This is a genomic window from Kitasatospora sp. NPDC004669, assembly GCF_040609455.1.
Taxonomy (GTDB): Bacteria; Actinomycetota; Actinomycetes; order Streptomycetales; family Streptomycetaceae; genus Kitasatospora.
In genome coordinates this window covers 39,363-66,210 of record NZ_JBEXKB010000029.1, presented here as the reverse complement: position 1 = coordinate 66,210, position 26,848 = coordinate 39,363, and the positions used below count along the sequence as shown (strand labels likewise).

27 protein-coding genes are annotated in these 26,848 nt (G+C 72.6%); 8 read left to right on the top strand and 19 right to left on the bottom strand.

Going from position 1 to position 26,848, the window contains the following annotated elements:
* Nucleotides 1–118 precede the first annotated feature (118 nt).
* From ABZW30_RS23790 to hisI, 4 genes are read right to left on the bottom strand one after another with little or no spacing between them, the layout of a single operon-like run.
* The gene (locus ABZW30_RS23790) at nucleotides 119–709 is read right to left on the bottom strand and encodes a TIGR02234 family membrane protein (protein ID WP_355673182.1); all 591 of its coding nucleotides are present in this window, start codon (nucleotides 707–709) and stop codon (nucleotides 119–121) included.
* Nucleotides 706–1,197 (bottom strand): Uma2 family endonuclease, encoded by a 492-nt coding sequence (locus tag ABZW30_RS23785; RefSeq protein ID WP_355673181.1) that lies wholly within the window; start codon nucleotides 1,195–1,197, stop codon nucleotides 706–708. Before ABZW30_RS23785 ends, ABZW30_RS23790 begins: the two co-directional genes overlap by 4 nt.
* A 20-nt stretch (nucleotides 1,198–1,217) precedes the next feature.
* Entirely contained in the window at nucleotides 1,218–2,741 is a 1,524-nt protein-coding gene (locus ABZW30_RS23780) for an anthranilate synthase component I (protein WP_355673180.1), read from the bottom strand.
* Nucleotides 2,742–2,791: 50 nt separating this feature from the next.
* Entirely contained in the window at nucleotides 2,792–3,163 is a 372-nt protein-coding gene (gene hisI, locus ABZW30_RS23775) for a phosphoribosyl-AMP cyclohydrolase (RefSeq protein WP_355673179.1), read from the bottom strand.
* Nucleotides 3,164–3,311: 148 nt separating this feature from the next.
* On the opposite strand from hisI, the gene ABZW30_RS23770 reads away from it, so the two are divergent.
* The 3 genes from ABZW30_RS23770 to ABZW30_RS23760 all read left to right on the top strand — a co-directional run bounded on the left by ABZW30_RS23770 (nucleotide 3,312) and on the right by ABZW30_RS23760 (nucleotide 5,631).
* A complete protein-coding gene (locus ABZW30_RS23770; RefSeq protein ID WP_355673178.1) occupies nucleotides 3,312–3,893 on the top strand; it encodes a hypothetical protein in 582 nt (193 codons plus the stop codon).
* Nucleotides 3,894–3,902: 9 nt separating this feature from the next.
* Nucleotides 3,903–4,547, top strand: coding sequence for a TIGR03085 family metal-binding protein (locus ABZW30_RS23765; protein ID WP_355673177.1), 645 nt, complete (start codon nucleotides 3,903–3,905; stop codon nucleotides 4,545–4,547).
* 304 nt (nucleotides 4,548–4,851) lie between these two features.
* On the top strand, nucleotides 4,852–5,631 hold the full coding sequence (locus ABZW30_RS23760) for a VOC family protein (protein ID WP_355673176.1): 780 nt from the start codon (nucleotides 4,852–4,854) through the stop codon (nucleotides 5,629–5,631).
* A gap of 53 nt (nucleotides 5,632–5,684) precedes the next feature.
* Here ABZW30_RS23760 and hisF read toward each other — a convergent pair whose 3' ends face one another.
* Genes hisF through hisD form a run of 8 tightly spaced genes read right to left on the bottom strand, consistent with a single transcriptional unit; the run spans nucleotide 5,685 to nucleotide 11,465 of the window.
* Entirely contained in the window at nucleotides 5,685–6,455 is a 771-nt protein-coding gene (gene hisF / locus ABZW30_RS23755; protein WP_355673175.1) for an imidazole glycerol phosphate synthase subunit HisF, read from the bottom strand.
* The gene (locus ABZW30_RS23750) at nucleotides 6,452–6,898 is read right to left on the bottom strand and encodes a RidA family protein (protein ID WP_355673174.1); all 447 of its coding nucleotides are present in this window, start codon (nucleotides 6,896–6,898) and stop codon (nucleotides 6,452–6,454) included. The genes hisF and ABZW30_RS23750 overlap by 4 nt, the downstream gene beginning before the upstream one ends.
* Nucleotides 6,895–7,620: a bifunctional 1-(5-phosphoribosyl)-5-((5-phosphoribosylamino)methylideneamino)imidazole-4-carboxamide isomerase/phosphoribosylanthranilate isomerase PriA gene (priA, locus tag ABZW30_RS23745; protein ID WP_355673173.1), complete on the bottom strand. Its 726-nt coding sequence runs from the start codon at nucleotides 7,618–7,620 to the stop codon at nucleotides 6,895–6,897. The genes ABZW30_RS23750 and priA overlap by 4 nt, the downstream gene beginning before the upstream one ends.
* A gap of 22 nt (nucleotides 7,621–7,642) precedes the next feature.
* Nucleotides 7,643–8,278 (bottom strand): imidazole glycerol phosphate synthase subunit HisH, encoded by a 636-nt coding sequence (gene hisH, locus ABZW30_RS23740; RefSeq protein WP_355673172.1) that lies wholly within the window; start codon nucleotides 8,276–8,278, stop codon nucleotides 7,643–7,645.
* Between the two features lie 30 nt (nucleotides 8,279–8,308).
* Nucleotides 8,309–8,461, bottom strand: coding sequence for a hypothetical protein (locus ABZW30_RS23735; protein WP_350510251.1), 153 nt, complete (start codon nucleotides 8,459–8,461; stop codon nucleotides 8,309–8,311).
* Nucleotides 8,458–9,051 carry an imidazoleglycerol-phosphate dehydratase HisB gene (gene hisB, locus ABZW30_RS23730; protein WP_355673171.1) on the bottom strand — a complete coding sequence of 198 codons (594 nt, stop codon included), beginning with the start codon at nucleotides 9,049–9,051 and terminating at the stop codon, nucleotides 8,458–8,460. The genes ABZW30_RS23735 and hisB overlap by 4 nt, the downstream gene beginning before the upstream one ends.
* Before the next feature lie 6 nt (nucleotides 9,052–9,057).
* Nucleotides 9,058–10,161 (bottom strand): histidinol-phosphate transaminase, encoded by a 1,104-nt coding sequence (locus ABZW30_RS23725; RefSeq protein ID WP_355673170.1) that lies wholly within the window; start codon nucleotides 10,159–10,161, stop codon nucleotides 9,058–9,060.
* Nucleotides 10,158–11,465 (bottom strand): histidinol dehydrogenase, encoded by a 1,308-nt coding sequence (gene hisD / locus ABZW30_RS23720; protein WP_355673169.1) that lies wholly within the window; start codon nucleotides 11,463–11,465, stop codon nucleotides 10,158–10,160. Before hisD ends, ABZW30_RS23725 begins: the two co-directional genes overlap by 4 nt.
* A gap of 90 nt (nucleotides 11,466–11,555) precedes the next feature.
* Here hisD and ABZW30_RS23715 point away from each other — a divergent pair, with 90 nt between their 5' ends.
* The 4 genes from ABZW30_RS23715 (at nucleotide 11,556) to ybaK (ending at nucleotide 15,933) form a co-directional block, all read left to right on the top strand.
* On the top strand, nucleotides 11,556–13,133 hold the full coding sequence (locus tag ABZW30_RS23715; protein ID WP_355673168.1) for an oxidoreductase: 1,578 nt from the start codon (nucleotides 11,556–11,558) through the stop codon (nucleotides 13,131–13,133).
* 163 nt (nucleotides 13,134–13,296) lie between these two features.
* Entirely contained in the window at nucleotides 13,297–14,640 is a 1,344-nt protein-coding gene (gene tnpB / locus ABZW30_RS23710; RefSeq protein ID WP_355673167.1) for an IS607 family element RNA-guided endonuclease TnpB, read from the top strand.
* 55 nt (nucleotides 14,641–14,695) lie between these two features.
* Nucleotides 14,696–15,424 (top strand): LON peptidase substrate-binding domain-containing protein, encoded by a 729-nt coding sequence (locus tag ABZW30_RS23705; RefSeq protein ID WP_355673166.1) that lies wholly within the window; start codon nucleotides 14,696–14,698, stop codon nucleotides 15,422–15,424.
* Between the two features lie 14 nt (nucleotides 15,425–15,438).
* Complete coding sequence (ybaK, locus tag ABZW30_RS23700; protein ID WP_355673165.1) at nucleotides 15,439–15,933, top strand: Cys-tRNA(Pro) deacylase; 495 nt, start codon at nucleotides 15,439–15,441, stop codon at nucleotides 15,931–15,933.
* A gap of 93 nt (nucleotides 15,934–16,026) precedes the next feature.
* On the opposite strand, the gene ABZW30_RS23695 is transcribed toward ybaK, so the two are convergent.
* The 6 genes from ABZW30_RS23695 to ABZW30_RS23670 form a co-directional block, all read right to left on the bottom strand.
* On the bottom strand, nucleotides 16,027–16,788 hold the full coding sequence (locus ABZW30_RS23695) for a hypothetical protein (protein ID WP_355673164.1): 762 nt from the start codon (nucleotides 16,786–16,788) through the stop codon (nucleotides 16,027–16,029).
* Nucleotides 16,789–16,851: 63 nt separating this feature from the next.
* The gene (locus tag ABZW30_RS23690; RefSeq protein ID WP_355673218.1) at nucleotides 16,852–17,655 is read right to left on the bottom strand and encodes an ABC transporter permease; all 804 of its coding nucleotides are present in this window, start codon (nucleotides 17,653–17,655) and stop codon (nucleotides 16,852–16,854) included.
* A gap of 2 nt (nucleotides 17,656–17,657) precedes the next feature.
* Complete coding sequence (locus ABZW30_RS23685; protein ID WP_355673163.1) at nucleotides 17,658–18,656, bottom strand: ABC transporter ATP-binding protein; 999 nt, start codon at nucleotides 18,654–18,656, stop codon at nucleotides 17,658–17,660.
* Between the two features lie 73 nt (nucleotides 18,657–18,729).
* Nucleotides 18,730–19,980, bottom strand: coding sequence for an NYN domain-containing protein (locus tag ABZW30_RS23680; protein WP_355673162.1), 1,251 nt, complete (start codon nucleotides 19,978–19,980; stop codon nucleotides 18,730–18,732).
* 276 nt (nucleotides 19,981–20,256) lie between these two features.
* On the bottom strand, nucleotides 20,257–21,285 hold the full coding sequence (locus tag ABZW30_RS23675; RefSeq protein ID WP_355673161.1) for an aspartate-semialdehyde dehydrogenase: 1,029 nt from the start codon (nucleotides 21,283–21,285) through the stop codon (nucleotides 20,257–20,259).
* Between the two features lie 112 nt (nucleotides 21,286–21,397).
* Nucleotides 21,398–22,285 carry a dihydrodipicolinate synthase family protein gene (locus tag ABZW30_RS23670; protein WP_355673160.1) on the bottom strand — a complete coding sequence of 296 codons (888 nt, stop codon included), beginning with the start codon at nucleotides 22,283–22,285 and terminating at the stop codon, nucleotides 21,398–21,400.
* Nucleotides 22,286–22,357: 72 nt separating this feature from the next.
* Here ABZW30_RS23670 and ABZW30_RS23665 point away from each other — a divergent pair, with 72 nt between their 5' ends.
* On the top strand, nucleotides 22,358–23,245 hold the full coding sequence (locus ABZW30_RS23665) for a LysR family transcriptional regulator (RefSeq protein WP_355673159.1): 888 nt from the start codon (nucleotides 22,358–22,360) through the stop codon (nucleotides 23,243–23,245).
* Nucleotides 23,246–23,306: 61 nt separating this feature from the next.
* Here the strand turns inward: ABZW30_RS23665 and dnaE are convergent, their stop codons facing one another.
* Complete coding sequence (gene dnaE / locus ABZW30_RS23660; RefSeq protein ID WP_355673158.1) at nucleotides 23,307–26,840, bottom strand: DNA polymerase III subunit alpha; 3,534 nt, start codon at nucleotides 26,838–26,840, stop codon at nucleotides 23,307–23,309.
* Between the last annotated feature and the right edge of the window lie 8 nt (nucleotides 26,841–26,848).

The following is a 26,848-nucleotide window of genomic DNA, read 5'->3' as shown; positions in this document are numbered from 1 at the left end:
GGCTCTCGGGGCCCGGCCGGGCCTGCGGGGCCGCCGGCGGGTTGACGGGTTCCATTGTGCCGGGCCACACACGGGCGGCCCAAAGCGGGTGGCGGGTCTATCGCGTCACATGTGCTGTTCAGACAGCGGTGGGGTCCTCGCCGCGATCCAGGGCCTTCCACAGGTCGCCCGGTGTGTCGGTCCTCGCCGGCGCCTTGCGGGTGGGCGCCTCGTAGCGGCTGCCCATGGCGGGCCAGCCGCGGCCGTGGCGCAGGGTGATCAGCCCGGCCAGGGCCAGCAACAGCCCGCCGGCCAGGGCGACCCAGGGCCAGGCGGTGTGCGAGACCTCGGTGGCCGTCGAGCCGGCCAGCGCCAGCTTGCCTGAGGCGGCGGAGTCCAGGGCGGCGGAATCCGAGGCCCCGGCCAGCGAAGCGGCGGCCGCGCCGAGCCCGGCCAGCAGGGTCAGCGCGCCGACCGCGAGCCGGCCGACGCCGCGCACCGCGAACACCGCGACGGCTGCGGCCAGGCCCACCAGGGCCAGCCCGCCGGGCAGTTCGGAGATCTTGCCGCCGGTGACGGAGACGTCCAGGGTGCCGGCCCGGCCCTCGGCCCAGACCCGCCCGGCCGCGGTCAGCACCAGCACGGCGCTCAGCACGGTCAGCAGCAGCATCACGCCGAGGGTGCGGCGGCCGGGGGCGGCGGGGGCAGGGGTCTGGTCTGCAGCGGTCACCCGTCCACTATCCCCCGGCCGACGCCCGGGTCCGTACCCGGGGTGGGGAAGTCGTCCGTCCGCAGCACCACCGTCCGGCCGCCCAGCGGCAGGAACAGGTCGTTGCCGAACGGCACCCGCTCGGCCTCCCGGTACACCCCGCCCGCATCCGGCGCGGTGTGCACGGTGCAGACCGCCGCCGCCGGGTCGACCACCACGTACAGCGGCACCGCGCTCTCCGCGCAGGCCATCGTCCAGGCGTGGTCCCGGCCCGGGTGCGCCACCTCCAGCACCGCCTCGACGTCGGCCGCGCGGTACCGGCCCCGAGGGCCGCGGCCGGCCCCGGGGTCGAGCACCGCGAGGTCCGGGGCGATCGGACCGGGCGCGGCCGGGAAGTCGATCACCACACCGGAGAGCACCCGGCCGGGGCCGACCAGCTGCTCCCCGAGCTGCACGGCGGCGCCGAACACGATCGCCCAGCGCAGCTCGTCGTACGGCACCTCGGGCATCCCGTCCGCCTCCTCACGCCTCAGGACAGTTCCGGCCTCCGCAGCGTATTGGCGGTGGCGACGGCCCGCAGCACGGCGGCCGCCTTGTTGCGGCACTCGGTGTCCTCGCCGTGCGGGTCGGAGTCGGCGACCACACCGGCGCCCGCCTGCACGTACGCGGTGCCGTCGCGCAGCACCGCGGTCCGGATCGCGATGGCGGTGTCCGAGTCCCCGGCGAAGTCCAGGTAGCCGACGCAGCCGCCGTACAGGCCGCGCCGGGTGGGCTCCAGCTCCTCGATGATCCGCATCGCCCGGGGCTTGGGCGCGCCGGAGAGGGTGCCGGCCGGGAAACAGGCGGTCAGCACGTCGAAGGCGGTCCGCCCGGGGGCGACCCGGCCGGTGACGGTGGACACGATGTGCATCACGTGGCTGTAGCGCTCGATCTGCATGAAGTCGACCACCTCCACGCTACCCGGCTCGCAGACCCGCCCGAGGTCGTTGCGGCCGAGGTCGACCAGCATCAGGTGCTCGGCCCGCTCCTTGGGGTCGGCCAGCAGCTCGGCGGCCAGCGCCGCGTCCTCGTGCGGGGTGGCGCCGCGGTGCCGGGTGCCGGCGATCGGGTGCACCATCGCCTCGCCGTCGGTCACCTTGACCAGCGCCTCCGGGCTGGAGCCGACCACGTCGAAGCCGCCCTCGGCACCGCCGTCCGGCCCGGGGAAGCGGAACAGGTACATGTACGGGCTGGGGTTGGTGGTGCGCAGCACGCGGTAGACGTCCAGTGCCGAGGCCGGGCACGGCGCCTCGAAGCGCTGCGAGGGCACGACCTGGAAGGCCTCGCCGGCCCGGATCCGCTCCTTGACCTCCTCCACGGCGGCCCGGTAGGGCTCCCCGCCGAACGGCGAGCGCACTTCGCCGGGGCCGGCCGGGGTGAAGGTGGCCAGGCCCGGGTCGACCGGCTTGAGCAGGTCGACCTCCATCGCGTCCAGCCGGGCCACCGCGTCCGCGTAGGCCTCGTCCACACCGCTGGCCAGGTCGTTGTGGTTGACGGCGTTGGCGATCAGCAACACCGTGCCGTCCGCGTGGTCCAGCACCGCGAGGTCGGTGGCCAGCAGCATGGTCAGCTCGGGCAGCTTGAGGTCGTCCGGGTTGAGGTCGGGCAGCTTCTCCAGCCGGCGGACGATGTCGTAGCCGAGGTAGCCGACCAGGCCGCCGGTCAGCGGGGGCAGGCCGTCGTCGGCGTGTCGCGGGGTGTGCAGCGCCTCCAGGGCGGCGCGCAGCACCTGCAGCGGGTCGCCGGTGGTCGGGATGCCGACCGGCGGGGTGCCGAGCCAACGGGCGTTGCCGTCCTCGTCGGCGGTCAGCGCGGCGGCGCTGCGCACGCCGACGAAGGAGTAGCGGGACCAGCTGCGGCCCTGCTCGGCGGACTCCAGCAGGAAGGTGCCGGGACGCTCCTCGGCGAGGCTGCGGTACAGGCCGATCGGGGTGAGGCCGTCCGCGAGGAGCCTGCGGGTGACCGGGATCACCCGGGTGTCGACGGCGAGCTTGCGGAAGGCTTCGAGGTCCATGCGGGGCGGCACCTTCTGGAGTTGTGGACGGGGGTCGACGGGGGTCGGGGTCAGGAGAGCGGGAGCACGTCGGCGTCGAAGCAGGTGCGGTCGCCGGTGTGGCAGGCCGCGCCGGTCTGGTCGACCTTCACCAGCAGGGTGTCGCCGTCGCAGTCGAGCGCCACCGACTTGACCGCCTGGACGTGGCCGGAGGTGCCGCCCTTGACCCAGTACTCGCGGCGGCTGCGGCTCCAGTAGGTGCAGCGGCCGGTGGTGAGGGTGCGGTGCAGTGCCTCGTCGTCCATCCAGCCGAGCATCAGCACCTCGCCGGTGTCGTACTGCTGCGCGATGGCCGGGAGCAGGCCGTCCCCGGTGCGCTTGAGACGAGCGGCGATCGCGGGGTCGAGGGCGGTGGAGCCGGGGGCGGCGGGTGTGGTGGACATGCGGCCATTGTGTCAGTCCGGACTCGGCGGCCGGGCCGGGCGTCCGAGGGGCGGGCCGTACCGGACGAGTGGTTCGGGGACGGTCCGTTCGGGGCGATTTCGGTCAACCGCCTGCCGGGCCGGGCCCGGGTGGGCCATCCTCGTGGCCATGACCTCCGAGCAGCCGCCGCCCGCAGCCGCCGCCTCCCGTCCGCCCCGGGGCCTGGTGATCGCCGTCGTCGCCGTCCTGGCCGTACTGCTCGCGGTGGTGGCCACCGTGCTGCTCTGGCCGGAGGACGGGAAGCCGGCCGCGGCGCCGCCCCCACCCATCCCCACGGCCACCCCGACCCCGACCCCCACCCCCACGCCGACGCCCACCCCGACCAAGCCGCGACCGCCGTACGCCTTCTTCCCGGTGGGCACCTGCTTCGACCACCCCCAGCTGAGCCCGGCGATCACCAAGGCCGAGGAACGGCCCTGCACCGGCGACCACGACGGCGAGGTCATCGCCAACCTCGAACTCGCCGACGGACTGAGCGGCGAGATCCCGATCGCCCTCGCCATGCGGGACGGCTGCAAGGCGGCCGAGACCGCCGCCAAGGCCCGGCAGGCCGACGGAAAGACCTACTACCCGCGGCAGTTCGGCCCGGCCATGGTCAACTACCAGCAGGGCTGGCGGGATTACACCTGCACCCTGACCGCGAGCAACAAGCAGGGTGGCCCCAAGCTGACCGGCCGGCTCCACCCCTAGGCTGAGTCCATGTCGAACCACGCCCTCGCCGAGCGCCACCGTCTCGCCCAACTCCTCACCGCCGCCGGGCCCGACGCCCCCACCCTCTGCAGCGGGTGGACCACCCGGGACCTCGCCGCCCACCTGGTGATCCGCGAGCGCCGCGCCGATGCCGCGGCCGGCATCCGGGTCGGCGCCCTGGCCGGCTGGACCCAGCGCGTGCAGGACGGCTACGCCGAGCGACCCTACGAGGAGCTGGTCCGCCTCTTCCGCGCCGGGCCGCCGATGTACTCCCTGTTCGCCCTGCCCGGCGCCGACGAGGCTGCCAACACCATCGAGTACTTCGTCCACGCCGAGGACGTCCTGCGGGCCGGCGACGACTGGACCGCGCAGCCCGTCCCGCCCGGCCGCGCCGAAGCCCTCTGGCGCCGACTCCCCCTGATCGCCCGCCTGGAGGCGGGCCGCCGCTCCCCCGTCCGCCTCACCCTCAGCCGCCCCGACGGCCAGTCCCTCACCGTCGGCCCCTCCGGCGCCCCCACCGTGCGCCTCACCGGCGACCCCGGCGAACTGGTCCTCTTCGCCTACGGCCGCGGCGCCCGCACCACCCTCGCCGTCGACGGCGCCCCGGACGCCATCGAGGCCCTGCGGCACGTCCTGCCGCTGCCTGCGCGGTAGAGCAGAAGAAATTCAGATACGAAGGGCAGAAATCCCCGCGGCGCCCCTCCTCGCCCGAGGAGGGGCTGTGGTGGTGCCCCTCGACATGCGAGGGGCACCACCACTGAAAGCCGATGAACGACCCGAGAACGGCAGCGGGAAGACGGCCGGCCCGCCCCGGCGTCGACACGCCCGACCCGCGACTCGGCCCCGTCCCGGCTGCGGATGTCAGTCGCCGGGTGCAGACTCGCAGGTGGCCGGGGAGGGGCGCGTGCGCGCCCCCGCGGACCGCCCCGGTCACTCTCCGTCGAAGGGGCACCACCTCATGCTCACCACCGACTTCCCCATCGGCTCGCCCTGCTGGATCGACCTGGGCAGCCCGAACATCCCGGCCACCGCCGAGTTCTACGGCAAGGTCTTCGGCTGGACCTTCCAGGAGGTGCCCGAGGCCGGCGGCTACGGCTTCCTGCGACTGAACGGCAGGACGGTCGGCGCCGTCGGCAACCTCGACCAGGGTGCGCGGTCCGCCTGGACGACGTACTTCCTGACCGCCGACGCGGACGCCGCCGTCAAGGCGGCCGAGCAGGCCGGCGCCACCGTCCGCGTCCCGCCGACGGACGTGATGCAGGAAGGCCGGTTCGCGGCGCTCACCGACCCGCAGGGCGCCGAGTTCGCCATCTGGCAGGCCGGCAGCACCCGGGGCCTGGATGTCGTCTCCGAGGACAATGCGCTGTGCTGGTCCGAGCTGCACACCCAGGACCAGGACGGCGGCTCCACCTTCTACGGGTCCCTGTTCGGCTGGCGGGTGGAGAACTTCGAGCCGTCCCCGGGGATGAGCTACCGGGTGGTCTCCACCGCCGAGGGCGACCAGCGGCAGACCAGCTTCGGCGGCATCGCCCCGGTGATGCGCGAAGGCCAGCCCTCCGCCTGGACACCGTACTTCGCCGCCAACGACGTGGACGCGCTGGTCGCCAAGGCGACGGCGGCGGGCGGCTCGGTGCTGATGCCGGCCGCTGACATGGACAACGTCGGCCGGATCGCCTGGCTGGCGGACCCGAACGGCGCGCCGTTCGCCCTCATCAAGGGCGAGCCGCAGGAGTCCTGAGCACGCGCGAGGGCCCGCCGAACCGTACGGCGGGCCCTCCCGTGACGAACAGGTCAGCGGACCGGGTGCCCGGCCTCCCGCAGCGCGTTCTTGACCTCGCCGATCCGCAGGTCCCCGAAGTGGAACACGCTGGCCGCCAGCACCGCGTCCGCGCCCGCCTCGACGGCCGGCGCGAAGTCGCCGAGTTTGCCCGCCCCGCCGGAGGCGATCACCGGCACCGAGACGGCCTTGCGCACGGCGCGGATCATCTCCAGGTCGTAGCCGTCCTTGGTGCCGTCCGCGTCCATCGAGTTGAGCAGGATCTCGCCGGCCCCCAACTCGGCCGCGCGGCCCGCCCATTCGACCGCGTCCAGGCCGGTGCCCCGGCGCCCGCCGTGCGTGGTGACCTCGAAGCCGGACGGCGTCTCGGTGCCCTCGGGGCAGCGCCGGGCGTCGACCGACAGCACCAGCACCTGCCGCCCGAAGCGCTGGGCGATCTCGCGGACCAGCTCCGGCCGGGCGATGGCCGCGGTGTTGACGCCGACCTTGTCGGCGCCGGCCCGCAGCAGCTTGTCGACGTCCTCGACGGCGCGGATGCCGCCGCCGACGGTGAGCGGGATGAACACCTGCTCGGCGGTACGGCGGACCACGTCGTAGGTGGTCTCGCGGTCGCCGGAGGAGGCGGTGATGTCGAGGAAGGTCAGCTCGTCGGCGCCCTCGGCGTCGTAGAGCTTCGCCATCTCGACCGGGTCGCCGGCGTCGCGCAGGTTCTGGAAGTTGACGCCCTTGACCACCCGCCCGGCGTCCACGTCCAGGCAGGGGATGACTCGTACTGCGAGGGTCACGGCTGTTTGCCTTCCAGGGTCTTTGCCAGCCCGGCACGGTGCGCGTCGATCTCGACCTCGACCAGCATCCGGGAGTCGATCAGTCCCTCGACCACCACCATGGTGGCCGCCGGGCGTGCGGCGTCGAAGAGTTCGCGGTGGGCGCGGCCCACCTCCTCGGCGTCGCGGACGTGGGTGATGTACATCCGGGTGCGGACCACGTCGTCCGCGGTCAGACCGTACGCGGCCAGGGCCGTGAGCCCGACGCCGAACGCGGCGAGGGTCTGCCGGTACGGGTCGCCCTCGTGCTCGATCCGGCCGTCCACCCAGGCGGTGGAGCCGGCCACGTGCACGTGGTCACCCGCGGCGACCGCCCGGGAGTAGCCGAACTCCTCCTCCCAGGGGGAGAATCCGCCGACCCGACCACGAACGACCTCGCCGCGTACGATCCGACCATCCGTCATCCTGAAACCGCCTCCAGGGCCTCTTCGAGGGTGAACTTCTGCTCGTAGAGTGCCTTGCCCACGATGGCGCCCTCGACACCCTCGCCGACGAGCGTGGCGATGGCGCGCAGGTCGTCCAGCGAGGAGACGCCGCCGGAGGCGACCACCGGGCGGTCGGTGGCGGCGCAGACGTCGCGCAGCAGCTGCAGGTTGGGGCCGGTCAGGGTGCCGTCCCGGTTGACGTCGGTGACGACGTAGCGGGCGCAGCCCTCCTGATCGAGGCGCTCCAGCACGTCGAAGAGCTGGCCGCCGTCGCGGGTCCAGCCGCGGCCGCGCAGGGTGGTGCCGACCACGTCCAGGCCGACGGCGATCTTGTCGCCGTGCTCGGCGATGGCCTTGGCGACCCACTCGGGGGCTTCCAGGGCGGCGGTGCCGAGGTTGACCCGGGTGCAGCCGGTGGCGAGGGCGCGGGCGAGCGACTCGTCGTCGCGGATGCCGCCGGACAGCTCGACCTTGATGTCCAGCCGACCGGTGACCTCGCGCAGCAGCTCGTAGTTGGTGCCGGTGCCGAAGGCGGCGTCGAGGTCGACCAGGTGCAGCCACTCGGCGCCGGCGTTCTGCCAGGCGAGGGCGGCGGCCAGCGGCTCGCCGAAGGAGGTCTCGGTGCCGGAGGCGCCCTTGACCAGGCGGACGGCCTGGCCGTCCCGGACGTCGACGGCGGGAAGCAGTTCGAGGCGGCTCATCAGTTACACAACTCTCAGACGGTCAGAGGGTGTTGACCCAGTTGGTCAGCAGGGCGGCGCCGGCGTCACCGGACTTCTCGGGGTGGAACTGGGTGGCCCACAGCGGGCCGTTCTCGACGGCGGCGACGAACGGCTGGCCGTGGGTGGCCCAGGTGACCAGCGGCGGGTTGATCCGCGCGCTGTGGGTCTCCAGCTCCCAGTGCCGCACCCCGTAGGAGTGCACGAAGTAGAAGCGGGTCTCCGGGTCCAGGCCGGCGAACATCCGGCTGCCCTCGGGCGCGTCCACGGTGTTCCAGCCCATGTGTGGGACGACGGGGGCGTCCAGCGGCTCGACGGTGCCCGGCCACTCGTCGCAGCCGGCCGTCTCCACGCCGTGCTCGACCCCCTTCTCGAAGAGGATCTGCATGCCGACGCAGATGCCCATGACCGGGCGGCCCCCGGCGAGCCGGCGGCCGATGATCCAGTCCCCGCGGACCGACTTCAGTCCGCGCATGCAGGCCTCGAAGGCGCCCACGCCGGGGACGAGCAGGCCGTCCGCGGCCATCGCGGTGTCGTAGTCGGAGCTGACCGTGACGTTCGCCCCGGTCCGTTCCAGGGCGCGCTGCGCGGAGCGGAGGTTGCCGGAGCCGTAGTCGAGGACGACGACGTTCTTGCCCATGTTCAGGTGTCCAGTCTCTCTACGGCGGGTCTACAGGCGCATGAGGCCGGAGCCCAGGCACATCACGGAGCCGATGGCCAGCACCAGGATGACGCCCTTCGGCAGCTTCTGCTTCCAGAAGGAGATCACTCCGCCGGCCAGGAAAAGGCCGACGAAGAGGAGGATCGTCGCGGTCTTGTTCACAGCGCACCCTTGGTCGACGGGAGGATTCCGGCCGCGCGCGGGTCGCGCTCGGCGGCGTAGCGCAGCGCCCGGGCCAGCGCCTTGAACTGGCACTCCACGATGTGGTGCGCGTTGCGCCCGTACGGGACGTGCACGTGCAGCGCGATCTGGGCCTGGGCCGTGAAGGACTCCAGGATGTGCCGGGTCATCGTGGTGTCGTAGCTGCCGATCATCGGCGCCATGCCCTCGGGCTCGGTGTGCACCAGGTAGGGCCGGCCGGAGAGGTCCACGGTGACCTGGGCGAGCGACTCGTCCAGCGGCACCGTGCAGTTGCCGAAGCGGTAGATGCCGACCTTGTCGCCGAGCGCCTGCTTGAAGGCGGCGCCGAGTGCGAGGGCGGTGTCCTCGATGGTGTGGTGGGTGTCGATGTGCAGGTCGCCGTCGGTCTTGACGGTGAGGTCGAACAGACCGTGCCGACCGAGCTGGTCGAGCATGTGGTCGTAGAACCCGACGCCCGTCGAGATGTCGGTCTTGCCGGTGCCGTCGAGGTCTATCTCGACCAGGACGGAGGTCTCCTTGGTGGTGCGCTCGACGCGTCCGATGCGGGACATACGGGGTTACAGCTCCTTGATCACGGTGCGGACGGCGTCCAGGAAGGCGTCGTTCTCGGCCGGCGTGCCGGCGGTGACGCGCAGCCACCCGGGGACGCCGTTGTCACGGACCAGGACACCCTGGTCGAGGATGGCCTGCCAGACGGCGTGGGTGTCGGCGAAGCGGCCGAACTGGACGAAGTTGGCGTCCGAGTCGGTGACCTCCAGACCCGTTCCGCGCAGCGCGTCGACCAGCCGGTCGCGCTCTTCCTTGAGCCGGCCGACGTACCCGAGCAGGGTGTCGGTGTGCTCCAGGCAGGCCAGCGCGGTGGCCTGGGTGACGGCCGACAGGTGGTACGGCAGGCGCACCAGCTGGACGGCGTCCACCACCGCCCGGTCGGCGGCCAGGTAGCCCAGGCGCAGCCCGGCGGCGCCGAAGGCCTTGGACATCGTGCGGCTGACCACCAGGTTGGGGCGGCCCTCGATCAGCGGCAGCAGCGAGGCGCGGTGCGAGAACTCGACGTACGCCTCGTCCACCACCACCAGGCTGGGCCGGGCGGCCTGCGCGGCCTCGTAGAGCCGCAGCACGGTCTCGGCCTCGACGGCGGTGCCGGTCGGGTTGTTCGGCGAACAGATGAACACCACGTTCGGCCGGTGCTCGGCGATCGCGGCGAGGGCGGCGTCCACGTCGATGGTGAAGTCGTCGCTGCGGGGGCCGGAGATCCAGGCGGTGCCGGTGCCCCGGGAGATCAGCGCGTGCATCGAGTACGAGGGCTCGAAGCCCAGCGCGCTGCGGCCGGGGCCGCCGAAGGTCTGCAGCAGCTGCTGGAGCACCTCGTTGGAGCCGTTGGCGGCCCAGACCTGCTCACGTACGACCGGGAAGCCGGTGGTGCGGGTCAGGTAGCCGGCCAGGCCCTCGCGCAGCTCGACCGCGTCCCGGTCGGGGTAGCGGTTGAGGTTGCGGGCGGCCTCGGCGACGCGCTCGGCGATCCGGGCCACCAGCTCCTCGGGGAGCGGGTAGGGGTTCTCGTTGGTGTTCAGCTGGACGGGTACGTCCAACTGCGGTGCGCCGTACGGGGACTGGCCGCGCAGCTCGTCCCGGATCGGGAGATCGTCGATACGAATGGTCACGCGCCCGGCACCGTCCAGTCGAAGCGAGCCTTGATCGCGTCCCCGTGCCCGGGGAGATCCTCGGCGTTGGCCAGGTTGACCACGTGCGCGGCGACGTCCGCCAGCGCGTCCCGGTCGTACTCGACGACCTGGACGCCGCGCAGGAACGTCTGCACCGACAGCCCGGAGGAGTGGCAGGCGCAGCCGCCGGTCGGCAGCACGTGGTTGGAGCCGGCCGCGTAGTCGCCCAGCGAGACCGGGGTCCAGCGGCCGATGAAGATCGCGCCGGCGTTGACCACCCGGGCGGCGACCGCGTGCGGGTCGCGGGTCTGGATCTCCAGGTGCTCGGCCGCGTACGCGTTGACCACGGCGAGGCCCTGGGTCAGGTCGTCGACCAGGATGATGCCGGACTGCCGGCCGCCGAGCGCCTCGGCGACCCGCTCGCTGTGCTTGGTCTTCGCGACCTGCACGGCGAGCTCGGCCTCGACCGCATCGGCCAGCGCCGGGGAGTCGGTGACCAGCACCGAGCCGGAGGTCGGGCCGTGCTCGGCCTGGCTGATCAGGTCGGCGGCCACGTCGCTCGGCAGCGCGCTGTCGTCGGCGAGGACGGCGATCTCGGTCGGGCCGGCCTCGGAGTCGATGCCGATCCGGCCGGCGAACAGCCGCTTGGCGGCGGCCACGTAGATGTTGCCGGGGCCGGTGACCATGGTGACCGGGGCGCACTCCTCGGTGCCCAGGGCGAACATCGCCACCGCCTGGGCGCCGCCGACCGAGTAGACCTCGTCGACGCCGAGCAGCGCGCAGGCCGCCAGGATGGTCGGGTGAACCCGGCCGTCGAACGCCTTCTGCGGCGGGGAGGTGACCGCGATGCCCTGGACGCCCGCCTCCTGGGCCGGCACCACGTTCATCACCACGGAGGACGGGTAGACCGCCAGCCCGCCCGGCACGTACAGGCCGACCCGCTCGACCGGCACCCAGCGCTGGGTGACCGTGCCGCCCGGCACCACCTGGGTGGTGTGCCCGGTGCGGCGCTGGTCCGCGTGCACGGCGCGGGCCCGGCGGATGGACTCCTCCAGCGCGGCCCGCACCTTCGGGTCCAGCGTCTCCAGGGCCTCGGTCAGCTGCTCGGCCGGGACACGGGTCGACTCCAGCCGGACGCCGTCGAAGCGCTCGGTGATCTCGATCAGCGCCGCGACCCCACGATGGCGTACGTCCTCGGCGATCGGCCGCACCTTCTCCAGCGCGGCCGCCACGTCGAACTCGGCACGGGGCAGCAGGTCACGCGGGTCGTCGAGCGAGCCGCGGAGGTCGATTCGAGAGATCACGCCACCCAGTGTAAGGAGTGGCCGGAATCGCTGGTCCCACATTTCAGTCCGTGATACGAAAGGCGAGACGACCGGGTGACGGGGGAAACCATGGCGGAATGCGCTCCGGAGAGCTGGACCGACACCGAGCGGGAGCTCTGGGAGGCCTTCCGCCAAGGGGATGTCTTCGACCGGCGGAGTGGCCAAACCGACATCGACGACCCCTACGGGGACGCCGCGTGGGGGCCCGGGCGGACGGTCAGCGCCGAGGCGCTCGCCCACCTGCTGCTGGCCGGCCCGGAGGCGGCGCCCGGGCGGGTCGCCTCGCTGCGGATGAGCGGGGTGACGGTCACCGGCGCGCTCAACCTGGCCGGCGGCCGGATCCAGCAGTACGTCGAGCTGCGCGGCTGCCGCTTCGAGCACAAGGTCCTGATCTCGGAGGCCGAGGCCAGCACCATCCGCATGGTCGACTGCCTGGTCCCCCGGCTGGAGGCGTCCCGGCTGTCCACCACCGGCGACCTCCACCTGGCCCGCTGCCGGGTCCCGGAGGGCATCCGGCTCACCGACGCCAAGATCGGCACCGACCTGCTGCTGAACCTGGCGGTGATCGGCTGCGACCGCTTCGGCCGGGCGCTGTCCGCCGACGGGATGACCGTCCACCAGGACTTCGAGGCCGAACGCATCGAGGTCCGGGGCGAGTTGAGCATCCGAACGGCCCGAATAGGCGGCCGGCTCTCGCTGCGCGGCGCCCAGCTGCACGCCGACCCGCAGAACCGCGTCTGCCTGAACGCCGTGCGGATCGTCGTCGGCCACACCCTCTACCTGACCAGCTCCGCCGACGGCGGCTGGTACGGCTCCCGCAGCTACTACGGCTCCGGCTACGGCCAGAGCCCCCCGCCCGGCGCCCCCAGCACCCCCTTCCGCGCCCACGGCCAGGTCCGGCTGTCCGACGCCCGCTTCGAGGCCGCCTGCCTGATCTCCGGCGAGTTCCACCTGGAAGGTGACGACGAGCTGTCGCTGCGCCGCATCCACACCCCCGAGCTGCGCTTCACCTGCCGGATCCGCCCCACCGGCACCGTCTCACTCTCCCGCGCCCGGGTCGGCAACCTGGTCGACGTCCCGGAGGCCTGGCCGCGCGGCAAGCACCTGGGACTGACCGGCTTCGTCTACGAGAACCTGCGCCCGGTCCGGCCCTTCACCGTGCAGCAGCGGATCGCCTGGCTGGAGGGCTCGTCGGTGGACTTCCAGCCGGAGTCCTACGAGCAGCTCGCCGCGGCCCTGCGCCGCGACGGCGCCGACGACGACGCCCGCGAGGTGCTGTACGCCAAGCAGCGCCGCCGCCGCCGGACCCTGCCGCTGCCCGCCCGGATCTGGGGCCGGGTCCAGGACGTCACCGTCGGTTACGGCTACCGCCCCGGCCGGGCGGGCCTGTGGCTGCTGCTCGCGTGGGCGCTCGGCAGCATATGGTTCGCCACCCACCAGCCGGATCCGCTCAAGGCCGACGAGCGCCCGCACTGGGACGCGGTGCTGTACACCCTCAACCAGCTGCTGCCGATCGTCGACCTCAACCAGGGCGCCTGGAACCCCGGCGGGATCTCCCAGTGGATCTCCGCCGGGCTGGTGGTGGTCGGCTGGCTGCTCGCCTCCACGGTGGTGGCGGGCGCCACCCGGCTGCTCCAGCGCGGCTGAGCCCCTCGCCCCCGACGCCGTCGACCCCATCGACGGCGCCTACGGCGTTAACCGGGCGACAAAGCCCGGGCCCGGGGCAGCCAACTGTTGTCAATTTCATCAGCATTCCTTACTGTTCCGGGCATTTCGCCCGAATGTCGGTGGCGGGCGGTACGGTCGCCTGGTGATCGTGACGCAGGCGTACCGCTTCGCGCTCGACCCGATGGAACGTCAGGTCGGTGCGTTGCTGCGGCATGCCGGGGCAGTTCGGGTGGCGTACAACTGGGCGCTCGCGCGGGTCAAGGCGAACCTGTCCCAGCGGGAGGCGGAGAAGTCCTACGGCATCGAGGACCTCACGCCCTCCTTCGGCTGGTCGATGTACTCCCTGCGCGAGGCGTGGAACCAGGCCAAGGGCGACGTCGCGCCGTGGTGGGCGCAGTGCTCCAAGGAGGCGTACGCCACCGGCTTGGACCAGCTCGCCACGGGGCTGAGGAATTGGTCCGACTCCAGGAACGGCGGGCGCAAGGGTCGCCCGATGGGTTTCCCGCGCTTCAAGTCGAAGCACAAGGCCGTCAAGTCGTGCCGGTTCACCACCGGCGTCATCCGCCTGGAGGGGCGCACGCACGTCGTGCTGCCCGTGCTCGGCCGGATCAGGACCCACGAGTCCACCCGCAAGCTGGCCCGCAGGATCGAGAACGGCACCGCGAGGATCAAGTCCGCGACCGTACGTCTGGACGCCGGACGCTGGTACGTCTCGTTCTCGGTCGAGGTCGAGCGGAGCGACCCCACGCCGAGGCGGCCGGACGCGGTGATCGGCGTCGATCTCGGCGTGAAGACCCTCGCGGTGTTCTCCGACGGCCGCCCCGCCGCTGGGAACCCGAAACACTACGACCACGCCCAGAAGAAACCGCGCCGCCTGTCCCGCACCGCCTCCCGACGCGCCGGGCCCGATCACCGCACGGGTCGGCAACCCTCGAAGCGATGGCTGCGCGCCAACGACCAGCGCAACAAGGTCCACCACCGCATCGCCAACCTGCGCCGCGACGGCCTCCACAAACTCACCACCGAACTCGCCAGCGAGTACGGCACGATCGTGGTCGAGGACCTCAACGTCGCCGGGATGGTGAAGAACCGCAGGCTCGCCCGGGCCGTGTCCGACGCCGGATTCGGCGAGATCCGCCGCCAACTCGCCTACAAGACCGCCTGGAACGGCGGCCGGCTCGAAGTCGCCGACCGCTGGTTCCCCAGCTCCAAGACGTGCTCCCACTGCCAGGCAGTGAAACCCAAACTGCCTCTACGGGTACGTACGTTCACCTGTGGACACTGCGGGCTCATCATCGACCGCGATGAGAACGCCGCGCTCAACCTCGCTTCCCTCGTGAAGCGCCACGTCGCCGGGAGTGGCCCGGAGACGCGAAACGGACGTGGAGCCGACCGTAAGACGGGACCTGGTCCCGCCGCCGGCTGCGAAGCGTCTACCTCGCACCGGCCCTCCAGACCGGATCAGACGAGGACCTTTGCCCCGTGATGGGCAAATCCCTGAGATTCACTGTCTCTCAAGGAACGGAACTACGCTGTCGGCCGTGACAGAACGGCTGCCGCTCTTCCCGCTGAACACCGTGCTCTACCCGGGCCTCGTGCTGCCCCTGAACGTCTTCGAGGAGCGCTACCGCCGTCTCGTCGCCGACCTGCTCGAACAGCCCGACGACGCGCCGCGCCGCTTCGGCGTGCTCGCCATCAAGGACGGCCGGGAGGTCGCCCCGGTCAGACCCGAGGAGGGCCCGGCCGGCCCGCTCGACGGCCTGGGCACCGCCACCGGCGACCCGCTGGAGGCGCTGTTCCACATCGGCTGCGTCGCCGACGTCTCCTCCGTCCAGGAGCAGCCCGACGGACGCTACGAGCTCCTGGTCACCGGCACCACCCGGTTCCGGCTGCGCTCGGTGGACGTCACCGGTCCGTACCTGACCGGCGAGATCGAGCCGATCGAGGAGCAGTCCGGCGAGGGCTCCGGCGCCCTCGCCTCCGAGGTCGAGCGGGCGTTCCGGGTCTACCAGAAGCGCCTGGCCGGAGCCAAGGAGGCCACCACCGTGGGCCGCCCGCAACTGCCCGACGACCCCCAGGTGCTCTCCTACCTGGTCGCCGCCGCCTCGGTGTTCGAGACCCCGGTCAAGCAGCAGCTGCTCGCCTGCCCCGACACCGCCCAGCGGCTGCGCACCGAACTCGACCTGCTGCGCCGGGAGAGCGCCGTCCTCAGCTGGCTGCCCTCGCTCCCCGCGGTCGACCTCACCCGCCAGTCCTTCAGCCCCAACTGACCCAGGACCCCCGTATGGCCAAGAAGCCCAGGAAGGGCGGCCAGGGCACCCCGGCCACCGTCGCCCTGGAGACCGCCGCCGTCGCCTTCACCGTCCACGCCTACGAGCACGACCCGGCCGCCGCCTCCTACGGCGGCGAGGCCGCCGAGGCCCTGGGCGTCGCCCCCGAGCGGGTCTACAAGACCCTGGTCGCCGACGTGGACGGCACCCTCACCGTCGGGGTGGTCCCGGTCGCCGGCCAGCTCGACCTCAAGGCCCTGGCCGCCGCCGTCGGCGGCAAGCGCGCCGCCATGGCCGACCCGGCCGCCGCCGAGCGCAGCAGCGGCTACGTCCTCGGCGGCATCTCCCCGCTCGGCCAGCGCCGCCCGCTGCGCACGGTGGTCGACGCCAGCGCCCTCGGCCACCTCACCGTCTACGTCTCGGCGGGCAGGCGGGGCCTGGAGGTCGAGCTGGCCCCCGCCGACCTGATCGCCCTCACCCGGGCCCACACGGCCGAGATCGCCCGCTGAGGGCCCGGGAAACGGCACGAGGCGGAAGGCCCGGCCCGTACCGGACCGCCGACCTTCCGCCTCGCCCTAGAACTCGGCCCTGCCGAGAGGACCTCAGCCCTTCCCGCGCTCCCGCGCTGCCGCGTCCGCCGGAGCCACCCCCGCCGAGGGAGCCGCGGGGGGAGCCTCAGGGGCCCCGTACGTCCCCGCCGGAGCCCCCCAGTACGGCGGCGGGTCCTCCTCCCGCTTGCCGAACGCCGCGGACAGCGCCAGCAGCACCACCATCGCCACCATCGGCCACACCAGCAGCGCCCCCAGCGCCCCCAGGTCGATGCTCGCGTCGAAGTGCCCGCCGTTGCCGACCCGCCGGGCCTCCGCGATCAGGTGGTCGCTGGGCCCGAGCCAGCGTCCGATCCGCCAGGCACCGATCGACCCGAGCAGTCCGCCGACGGCCAGCCCCAGTGCGACCGCGATGCCGCCGCCGCGCTTGCGGGTCACCAGGAAGGCCCCGAGCGCCGTCACGATCCCGGCGCCCAGCCCGATCAGCACGAACACCGCGTCGGCGCCCGCCCGCTGCTCGCCCTCGGGGTCCGCGTAGAGGATCCGGTCGCCGTCCACCAGCAGCGGCACCTTCGGCGCCAGCCAGGCCCACAGCCCGGCCATCGCCAGTCCGACCAGCAGGCAGACGACCACGACGCCCGCCCCGATCCGCAGTTCCGCCAGCAGCGGGTGCTCCACCACGGGCGGGGCCTCCGGCATACCCGGGGGCGGCTCCTCGTCCGAGACCGGCGGCGGCGCGAACGGGTCGGGCACGGCACCCGGCTCCGCCTCCACGTCGGCGTGGGCGGGATCCGGAGGTGTGTTCGGTACGGTCACAGGCCCCATCGTTTCACGACGGCCGCCCGAACGGCCCCACCGCCCGGGCATCGGCGACAGGCCCTACCGCGCGACCGCCCGCCGGTAGGCCCAGGTGGCCAGAGCCAGCGACACCACGCCGACCCCCGCGCAGACTCCCAGGTCCGCCGCGACCATCGCCCAGTCCGGGTCCGGCGCGAAGGTCCGGGCGAAGGCCTCCACCCCGTACGTCGAAGGCAGCAGGTCACGCAGCCACAGCACCGGCTGCGGCAGGTGGTCCACCGGCAGCACGCCCAGCAGCAGGGCCGCCGACATGCCGAGCTGCCCCAGCATCGTCGCGATCTCCTGCCGCGGCGCCAGCAGCCCGCAGGCCGCGCCCAGCCCGGACAACGCGGCCCCGGCCAGCGGCACGACCGCCAGCAGCACCCACAGCTGCCCCAGCGGCAGTCCGAACATCACCGCGCCGATGCCCGCCGTGACCAGCGTCCCCGGCAGGGTGAACGAGGCGTACGCGCCGGCCGCGCCGAGCACCACCGAGGCGGCCGGCACCGGCAGCGTCCCGTAGTGGTCCAGGCCCCCGGTGGCCCGCAGCTTCCCGAAGTACTGGGCGAGCAGGTTGAGCGCGACGAAGGCCACCACCAGCACGCTCGACCCGGCGACCACCGACCGCGCCGCCGAGGTCTGCCCGGCGTCCACGACGCCCCGCATCATCACCAGGATGCCGACGGACTGGAAGGTCGCCACGAACAGCAGCGGGATCCGCGCCACCTTGGCCCGGGCCAGCTGCGCCCGGTACACCGCGGCGAGCGAGGGCAGCAGCCGGGCGGCGGGGGCCAGCGGGGCGGGCCCGGCCGTCGACCGGTCGGTCCGCGGGGGCACCGAGAGCAACGTCACTTGGCCAGACCTCCGTGGCGGCCGCCCAGCTTGAGGTAGGCGTCCTCAAGGCTCGGGGTGGCGAGGGTGAAGTCGTCGAGGGCGGCGAAGGCCGGGCCGGTGGTGACGGCGGCGACCAGTTCGCGGGCCTGCTCGGGGGTGGTGCGGACGGTCCAGCGGCGCCCGGTGCGCTCGGCCCGTTCGGCCAGCGCGGCGACGGCGGGCACGCCGACCGGCGCCTCGTCCCGCCAGACCAGGTCCAGCCGGACGTCGCCGTCCACCAGCGCCTTGAGCCCGCCGGGCGTGTCGCAGGCGATCACCCGGCCCTCGTCCACCACGGCGACCCGGTCGAGCACGGTCTCCGCCTCGATCACGTTGTGGGTGACCAGCAGCACCGTCGTCCCGCGCTCGGCCCGCCGCCGGTCCACGGCCGACCAGACGGCCCGCCGGGCGACCGGGTCCATGCCCGTCGTCGGCTCGTCCAGGACGAGCAGCGGCCGCTCCCCCACCAGGGTGGCCGCGAAGCACGCGAGCCGCCGCTGCCCACCGGAGAGCTTGGCCAGCGGCCGTGCGGCGATCGGCTCCAGCCCGAGTTCGGTGAGCACCTCCGCCGCCTCGGCCCGGGCCTGCGCCCGGGTGAGGCCGCGCAGCCGCCCGGTGGTCTCGGCGGCCAGCACCACGGTCAGTTCGTCCAGCGCGGTGGACTCCTGCCCGAGGTAGCCGAGCAGCCGGGCGGCCCGCTCCGGGTGCCGCACGATGTCGTGCCCGAGCAGTTCGACCGAGCCGGAGTCCGGCCGCAGCAGCCCGGTGAGCTGGCGCACCAGCGTGGACTTCCCGGCCCCGTTGGGTCCGAGCAGCCCGAAGATCTCACCCTGCCGGACGGCCAGGCTGATCCCGTCGTTGGCCCGGACCTCGGTGGCGGCGGCGCCGCGACCGGTGCGGTAGGTGCGGACCAGGTCGCGCACGGCGACGCACGGCGGGGTGTCCTGGGGTGCTCGCCCGGCCGTCTCGTTCACGACCGGAGACTCTACGCGCTCACACGGGCGAACCGGACAAGGGGGCCTGATCGCCGGAAACCACCGGGACGCCCTAGTCGTCCACCACCATGGAGCCGCCCGGCACCCGGGCCGCCAACTCCTTCCAGAAGCCCGCCCGGATGGCGTAGCGGTCGTGTTCGTCGATCTGGTCGTCCTTGTGCGCGAGCAGCCCGAAGCGGGCCGCGTAGCGCAGCAGCTCGCCGTCGACCCGGTGCGGGATGCGCGGGTAGTCGGGCCAGAGCAGGGTGAGCCGTTCGAGGTCGCCGAGCCGGTCGCTCCAGCGCCGGGCGAAGACCTGCCCGACCTCGTGGGCGTCGCCGCCGATCGAGGTGATGTCCTCCTCGCGGTCGGCCCAGCGCTGCTCGGCGGTGGTCAGCTGGGCCAGGGTCGGCAGGCCGTCCCCGGCGGTGACGGACGGCTCCGGCGCGGGCCGGTCCACCCAGCCCCGGTCGGAGGACCACCGCAGTACCGGCCCGCCGGCGGCGGAGCCGTTGACGTGCCCGTTCGCCGCCGGGGTGACCGACGCGACGGAGGCGACCCGCCCGGCCAGGTCCTTCGGCGTGGGCACCACCCGCAGCGCCGCGGCCGGCTGCGGCCGCCCGTTCGCGGCGGGCGCCTCGGGCGCCGGGGCACCGGCGGCCGGGTGGACCACCGGCGGCACCACGGTCGGCAGCGAGGCGGGCGGGGCGGCGAGGATCTTGGCGATCTCCTGCCGGGCGCCGCCCGCCCCGGGCGCCGGGAACACGGTGGAGTTGTCCCGCAGCGAGAAGGACCCCTCGATCCACTCGCGGTCCAGCACCCGCCGTTCGTCGGCCTCGCCGACCAGGTCCTCGGACTGGTTGAAGTCCCCGTCGGCGGCCTGCAGCGCCCACAGGTGCACGGCCACCCCGTGCTCCTTGGCGGTCATCATCCCGGGCAGCAGGTCCCCGTCCCCGGTGATCAGTACGACGTCCGCGCAGGCCCGGTTGCGGGCCAGCTCGGAGAGTTCGGCGTGCATCGCGGCGTCCACACCCTTCTGCACCCAGCGCCCCTCGGCCCGGGTGAGGGCGCCCAGCCGAACGGTGACCCGGGGAAGGACGCGCAGCCGCCGGTGCTCGGGCATCGGGCGGCGGTCGGGGGCGGCGTCGAACCAGTAGATCCGCAGCAGCGGCAGCCCGGTCTCGGCCTCCGCGCGCTCCCGCAGGGCGCTGATCAGCGCGGTGTGGTTCACGGTGACCTTGGAGCGGGAGGGGTCACCGGCGAGCAGGCTGGCGGCGGCGCCCAGCAGGTATCCGGCGTCCACCAGGACGACACAGCGGTCCATCTGCGCACCTCTTTCCGCTCGCCCTCGAAGGTCGGTCAGGGTGGGCGGTCCGCCCGTCGTCCGGGCGTGGTGGGGTGAGGGGCCCCCGGTGGCCGCCCGATCGTTGGGTCACCTTTTCCCCCAGGTTCGCGCCCCGAACCTCGGCAGATGTCCCGGTCCCGCAACAGCCGCCCCAATGAGTCGCAAAGAAACACGAAGGCGGGCCCTGATCAACGACAGGGCCCGCCAAACGTCACGGCCGGTTGTTCCGGGTCAGCCCCCGGGCACGGCCGGGTGTCAGCCCTTGAGCTCGGCGGCGACCAGCTCGGCCAGCTGGACGGCGTTGAGCGCGGCGCCCTTGCGCAGGTTGTCGTTGGAGACGAACAGCGACAGGCCGTTCTCCACGGTCTCGTCCACCCGGATGCGGCCGACGTAGCTCGGGTCCCGGCCGGCCGCCTGCAGCGGGGTCGGGATCTCGGACAGCTCGACGCCGGGGGCGCCGGTGAGCAGCTCGACGGCGCGCTCGGGGCTGATCGGGCGCTCGAAGCGGGCGTTGATCTGGAGCGAGTGACCGGAGAAGACCGGCACGCGCACGCAGGTGCCGGAGACCTTCAGAGCAGGGATGTCGAGGATCTTGCGGCTCTCGTGGCGGAGCTTCTGCTCCTCGTCGGTCTCATTGGAGCCGTCCTCCACGACGGCGCCGGCCAGCGGCACCACGTTGAAGGCGATCGGCCGCTTGTAGACCTTGGGCTCGGGGAACTCGACGGCGCCGCCGTCGTGGGCCAGCGCGGCGGCGCCGTCCACGACCTTGGCGGCCTGGTCCTGCAGCTCGGCGACGCCGGCCACACCGCTGCCGGAGACGGCCTGGTAGGTGGAGACGACGAGCGCGGCCAGACCGGCCTCCTCGTGCAGCGGGCGCAGCACGGGCATGGCGGCCATGGTGGTGCAGTTCGGGTTGGCGATGATGCCCTTGGGGCGGTCGGCGATGGCCTCGGGGTTGACCTCGGAAACCACCAGCGGGACCTCGGGGTCACGGCGCCAGGCGGAGGAGTTGTCGATGACGACGGCACCGGCCGCGGCCACCTTGGGGGCCAGGGCCTTGGAGGTGGAGCCGCCGGCCGAGAAGATCACGATGTCCAGGCCGGTGTAGTCGGCCGTGGCCGCGTCCTCGACGGTGACCTCGGTGCCCTGCCAGGGCAGCGTGCGCCCGGCCGAGCGGGCCGAGGCGAACAGCCGCAGCTGCTCCACCGGAAAGTTGCGCTCCGCCAGGATCTCGCGGACCACGCCGCCGACCTGGCCGGTGGCCCCGACAATGCCGATCTTCATTCCGACTACTCCTCTGATGGTGCTGTCTACAGCCGCACTCTGCCCATCATGCCTTGTCACGCGGGTGGGGCGACCTGCTGTTCCACGGTGTGAGAGGCGCCCCGGACAGACCCTATTGGTCCAGACCATTCGCGAGCTCAAGCGCGGCCGCGACCTCCGCCTCCCCGGCCGGCAGCAGCGGCAGCCGCACGTCCGGGGTCGGGATCCGGCCCTGGGCGTGCAGTACGCCCTTGGTCACCGTCGGGTTCGGCGCGGCGAACGCGGACAGCGCCAGAGCGGTCAGCCGGTGCCCGAGCGCCCGCGCCCGCTCGACGTCCCCGGCCCGCCAGGCCTCGTACAGCTCGACGAAGCGGCCGGTCGCCAGGTGCGCGGAGGCGAGGATGCCGCCGGCCGCGCCGATCGCCAGCATCGGCGCCAGGAAGCCGTCCTCCCCGGTGAGGACCGCGAACCCCCCGGGGGTGTCGGCGAGCAGCTCGGCGGCCGCCTGGTCCAGCCCGCCGGTCGCGTACTTGACGCCCACCACGCCGTCGATCGCGGCCAGTTCGCGCAGCGCGGCGGTGGAGAGCTGCTGCCCGGTGCGGTACGGGATGTGGTAGACGACCAGCGGCAGCGGGCTGCTCGCGGCCAGCGCCCGGAAGTGCGCCACCGTGCCGGCCTCGCCCGCCCGGACGAAGGACGGCGTGGTGACCAGTGCCGCCGCCTGCGGCACCCGCTCACCGAGCGCGGCCAGCGCCTCGCCGACGGCCCGGGTGTCGCCGCCGGAGGCGCCGACGATCAGCTGCGCCCCGCGCGCGGCGCAGACGGCGGCCGTGACGTCCACCACCACGTCCCGCTCCTCGGCGGTCAGTGCGGCGGGCTCGCCGGTGGTGCCGAGCGCGACCAGCCCGGCCGCCCCGGCGTCCAGGACCTCGTACGCGAGCTTCTCCAGCGCGTCGAGGGCGACCGAGCCGTCGGCGGCGAAGGGGGTGATCAGGGGGACGTAGATGCCCTTGAGTTCCATGTCCACGATCCTGCGGCCGACGGATAGCGCAGGTCCAGTTCACATTTCCGACGCTTCTCGTAAGCTGAGCCGATGCTCGACGTCCGACGCCTGCGCCTGCTGCGCGAACTCGCCCACCTCGGCACCATCGCGGCCGTCGCCGAGGCGCTGTCCTTCAGCCCTTCGGCGGTGTCCCAGCAGTTGTCCGTCCTGGAGAAGGAGGCGGGCGTCCCGCTGCTGGAGCGCACCGGGCGGCGGGTCACCCTCACCCCGGCCGGGCTGGGCCTGGTCCGCCACGCCGAGTCCGTGCTCGCCCTGCTGGAGCAGGCGGGCGCCGAACTCGCCCACGCCAAGCGGGGGTTGGCCGGACCGCTGCGGATCGGAACCTACCCCTCGGCGGCCCGCGCGATCATCCCGGCGGTGCTCGCCGAGCTGGCCTCCTGGCACCCGGGGCTGGAGCCGATGGTCACCGAGGTCGACCCGGCCGCCGTCGGCGCGGCGCTGCGCGCGGGCGAGCTGGACGTCGCGCTGGTCCACGAGTACGACCTCGTCCCGGCCGACCCGGAACCCGGCCTCGCGGTCACCCGTCCGGTCTTCACCGAGCCGATGTACCTGGCGGCCCGTGCCCCGGCCACGGTCGCCGAGCAGCGCGGCGCGCCCTGGATCATGTCCTCGCCCGGCACCCTCTGCCACACCATGGTCGTCCGCGCCTGCGAGGCGGCGGGCTTCGCACCCCGGATCCGGCACCAGATCGACGACTTCACCACGGTGCTGGCGCTCGTGGGCGCCGGCCAGGGCGTCGCCCTGGTCCCCCACCTCGGCGCGGCCCAGCCGCCGCCGGGCGTCGTCCTCACCCGGCTGCCGATGTACCGGCGCACCCGGGCGGCGTTCCGGGCGGGCGCGGGCTCCCACCCGGCCATCTCGGCCTTCGTCTCGGCGCTGCACACGGCGGTGCCGCCGGGGCTGGGCAGCGGGTCCTGAGGATTCCCGAGGGACGCCGAAGGCCCGGGGCGCTGCGAGCACCCCGGGCCCGGTTCCCGCGCTAGACCGCCAGGCAGCTCGGCCCGAGCAGCTGCTTCAGGTCCCCGAACAGCGCCGGGTCCGACTTCACCCGGTGCCGGTCCAGCCGCAGCACCGTGGTCTTGTTCCGGCTCTCCAGCCGCACCCGCACCTCGGTGGTGCCCCGGTGGCTGCCCAGCACCTCACCGAGTCGGGCCACCAGCGGCGGGGTGACCTTCCCGCTCGGGATGTTGATGGTGATCGGCGCCTCGGCGTGGGCGTTCGACAGGTCCGGGACGGAGAGCTCCATGCCCATCAGTCGCGGCACGTCCTCCCGCTTGTCCAGCTTGCCGCGGACGAACACCACGGCGTCCTCGACCAGCTGGGAGGAGACCAGCTGGTAGCTCGCCGGGAAGAACATGCAGTCGATCGAGCCCGCCAGGTCCTCGACGGTGGCGATCGCCCAGGCGTTGCCCTGCTTGGTCATCTTCCGCTGGAGGCCCGAGATGATGCCGCCGATGGTGACGATCGTCCCGTCCGGCCGCTCCGCGAGGTCCGCCACCGCGCAGTCCGCCTTGTCGGCGAGCACGTGCTCGATGCCGTGCAGCGGGTGCGAGGACACGTACAGACCGAGCATCTCCCGCTCCTGGGTGAGCAGGAAGGACTTCTCCCACTCCTCCTCGGAGAACACGACGTCCAGCCCGAAACTCGGCTCGTCCGAGGCCGTGTCGCCGCCGAAGAGGTCGAACTGCCCCTCGGCCTCCTTGCGCTTCACGCCGACGACGTTGTCGATCATCGGCTCGAACTGCGCGCTCAGGCCCTTGCGGGTGTGCCCGAGCGAGTCGAAGGCACCCGCCTTGATCAGCGATTCGACGGTCCGCTTGTTGCAGACCACCGACTCCACCTTGTCCAGGAAGTCCGGGAAGGACGAGAACTTCCCCTTGGTCTTCCTCGTCCGGATCATCGACTCGACCACCGGCCCGCCGACGTTGCGGATGGCGGTGAGGCCGAAGCGGACGGTGTCGTCACCGTGCGGGGTGAAGTCCGAGTCCGACTCGTTGACGTCCGGCGGAAGGACGTTGATGCCCATCTTGCGGCACTCGTTGAGGTAGACCGCCGACTTGTCCTTGTCGTCCTTGACGGACGTCAGCAGACCGGACATGTACTCGGCCGGGTAGTTGGCCTTGAGGTAGGCCGTCCAGTACGAGACCAGCCCGTACCCGGCGGTGTGCGCCTTGTTGAACGCGTAGCCGGAGAAGGGGACCAGGACGTCCCACACCGCCTGGATGGCCGCGTCGGAGTAGCCGCGCTCACGGCAGCCCTTCTGGAAGGGGACGAACTCCGCCTCCAGGATCTCCTTCTTCTTCTTACCCATGGCCCGGCGCAGCAGGTCCGCCTGGCCGAGCGAGTAGCCGGCGAGGATCTGCGCGGCCTTCTGCACCTGCTCCTGGTAGACGATCAGGCCGTAGGTGGGCCGGAGCACCTCCTCCAGGGGCTTCTCCAGCTCCGGGTGGATCGGGGTGATGTCCTGCTGACCGTTCTTGCGCAGCGCGTAGTTGGTGTGGGAGTTGACGCCCATCGGGCCGGGGCGGTACAGCGCCAGAACGGCCGAGATGTCTTCGAAGTTGTCGGGCTTCATCAGGCGCAGCAGCGAGCGCATCGGCCCGCCGTCGAGCTGGAAGACGCCGAGCGTGTCACCGCGGGCGAGGAGTTCGTAGGTCGGCTTGTCGTCCAGGGGCAGATCAAGCAGGTTGATCTTGATGCCCTTGTTCTTCTCGATCGCCTTGACGGCGTCGTCCATGATCGTCAGGTTGCGCAGGCCGAGGAAGTCCATCTTGAGAAGGCCGAGGCCCTCACAAGTCGGGTAGTCGAACTGCGTGATGGTGACGCCGTCGGTGTGCCGGGTCCAGACCGGGATGTGGTCGGTCAGCGGCTCGGCGGACATGATGACGCCGGCCGCGTGCACGCCGGGCTGGCGGATCAGACCCTCGATACCGCGCGCGGTGTCGATGACCTTCTTCACGTCCGGGTCGGTCTCGTACAGCCCGCGGATCTCGCCCGCCTCGCCGTAGCGCGGGTGGCTGCTGTCCGTGATGCCGGAGAGCGGGATGCCCTTGCCCATGACGTCCGGCGGCATCGCCTTGGTGATGCGGTCGCCCATCGCGTACGGGTAGCCGAGGACTCGGGAGGAGTCCTTGATGGCGGCCTTCGCCTTGATGGTGCCGTACGTGACGATCATGGCGACCTTGTCGGACCCCCACTTCTCCGTCACGTAGCGGATCACGTCACCGCGCCGACGCTCGTCGAAGTCGATGTCGACATCGGGCATGGAGATGCGCTCGGGGTTGAGGAAGCGCTCGAAGATCAGGCCGTGCGGGATGGGGTCGAGGTCGGTGATGCCCATCGCGTACGCGACCAGCGAACCGGCCGCCGAACCACGACCCGGGCCCACCGCGATGCCCTGGCTCTTGGCCCACATGATGAAGTCCGCGACCACGAGGAAGTACGCCGGGAACCCCATCTGGATGATGGTGTCCATCTCGTACTCGGCGAGCTTCTTGTGCTCCTCGTCGTACCCGCCCGGGAAGCGCCAGTCCATGCCCTCCCAGACCTTGGACTTGAAGAAGTCCGCCTCGGACTCGAAGCCCTCCGGGATCGGGAAGCGGGGCATCAGGTTCTTGAACTTGAACATGCCCTCGGTGTCGACCCGGGAGGCGACGAGGATCTGGCTGTTGCGGCAGCCCTCCTGCCAGGCGTCCGAGGAGTCCAGCGCGTACATCTCGGCGGCGGACTTGATGTAGTAGCCGGTGCCGTCGAAGCGGAAGCGGTCCGGGTCGGAGAGGTTCTTGCCGGTCTGGACGCAGAGGAGGAGGTCGTGGGCGCCGGCGTCGGCCTCGGTGGTGTAGTGCGAGTCGTTGGTGACCACCGGGGGGATGTTCAGCTTCTTGCTGATCTCCAGCAGCCCGTCGCGGACCCGCTTCTCGATGTCGAGGCCGTGGTCCATCAGCTCCAGGAAGTAGTTCTCCTTGCCGAAGATGTCCTGGTAGTCGGCGGCGGACTTCACGGCCTCGTCGAACTGGCCGAGCCGCAGGCGCGTCTGCACCTCGCCGGAGGGGCAGCCGGTGGTGGCCATCAGGCCGCCGGACAGCTCGGAGATCAGCTCCTTGTCCATCCGGGGCCACTTCACCAGCCAGCCCTCGGCGTAGGAGCGCGAGGTCAGCTTGAAGAGGTTGTGCAGGCCCTCCTTGTTCCGGGCCCAGATGGTCTTGTGGGTGTACGCGCCGGACGCGGAGACGTCGTCCTTCTTCTGGTGCGGCTGACCCCACAGGATACGCTTGGTGTTCGAGCGGGACTCCGGGGCGACGTACGCCTCGATGCCGATGACGGGGGTGATCCCCGCGTCGGTGGCCTGCCGGTGGAACTCGGCGGCGCCGTACATGTTGCCGTGGTCGGTCATCGCGACATGGGTCTGGCCCAGCCGCTCGACCTCCTTGAACATCTGCTTCAGCCGGGCGGCACCGTCCAGCATCGAGTACTCGGTGTGGACGTGCAGATGCGCGAACGGCTGGTCGCTCAAGGCGGGGC

What these genes read in the sequence shown, in the direction of transcription:
- hisH (WP_355673172.1), bottom strand. Translation starts at nt 8,278, where the DNA reads ATGGGCAAGAACGTCGTCGTCCTCGACTACGGCTCCGGCAACCTCCGC.
- ABZW30_RS23680 (WP_355673162.1), bottom strand. Translation starts at nt 19,980, where the DNA reads ATGGACCGCTGTGTCGTCCTGGTGGACGCCGGATACCTGCTGGGCGCC.
- ABZW30_RS23760 (WP_355673176.1), top strand. Translation starts at nt 4,852, where the DNA reads ATGCTCACCACCGACTTCCCCATCGGCTCGCCCTGCTGGATCGACCTG.
- ybaK (WP_355673165.1), top strand. Translation starts at nt 15,439, where the DNA reads ATGGCCAAGAAGCCCAGGAAGGGCGGCCAGGGCACCCCGGCCACCGTC.
- ABZW30_RS23765 (WP_355673177.1), top strand. Translation starts at nt 3,903, where the DNA reads ATGTCGAACCACGCCCTCGCCGAGCGCCACCGTCTCGCCCAACTCCTC.
- ABZW30_RS23785 (WP_355673181.1), bottom strand. Translation starts at nt 1,197, where the DNA reads ATGCCCGAGGTGCCGTACGACGAGCTGCGCTGGGCGATCGTGTTCGGC.
- ABZW30_RS23780 (WP_355673180.1), bottom strand. Translation starts at nt 2,741, where the DNA reads ATGGACCTCGAAGCCTTCCGCAAGCTCGCCGTCGACACCCGGGTGATC.
- ABZW30_RS23675 (WP_355673161.1), bottom strand. Translation starts at nt 21,285, where the DNA reads ATGAAGATCGGCATTGTCGGGGCCACCGGCCAGGTCGGCGGCGTGGTC.
- ABZW30_RS23665 (WP_355673159.1), top strand. Translation starts at nt 22,358, where the DNA reads ATGCTCGACGTCCGACGCCTGCGCCTGCTGCGCGAACTCGCCCACCTC.
- ABZW30_RS23670 (WP_355673160.1), bottom strand. Translation starts at nt 22,285, where the DNA reads ATGGAACTCAAGGGCATCTACGTCCCCCTGATCACCCCCTTCGCCGCC.
- hisB (WP_355673171.1), bottom strand. Translation starts at nt 9,051, where the DNA reads ATGTCCCGCATCGGACGCGTCGAGCGCACCACCAAGGAGACCTCCGTC.
- ABZW30_RS23750 (WP_355673174.1), bottom strand. Translation starts at nt 6,898, where the DNA reads ATGACGGATGGTCGGATCGTACGCGGCGAGGTCGTTCGTGGTCGGGTC.
- priA (WP_355673173.1), bottom strand. Translation starts at nt 7,620, where the DNA reads ATGAGCCGCCTCGAACTGCTTCCCGCCGTCGACGTCCGGGACGGCCAG.
- ABZW30_RS23715 (WP_355673168.1), top strand. Translation starts at nt 11,556, where the DNA reads ATGGCGGAATGCGCTCCGGAGAGCTGGACCGACACCGAGCGGGAGCTC.
- hisI (WP_355673179.1), bottom strand. Translation starts at nt 3,163, where the DNA reads ATGTCCACCACACCCGCCGCCCCCGGCTCCACCGCCCTCGACCCCGCG.
- ABZW30_RS23770 (WP_355673178.1), top strand. Translation starts at nt 3,312, where the DNA reads ATGACCTCCGAGCAGCCGCCGCCCGCAGCCGCCGCCTCCCGTCCGCCC.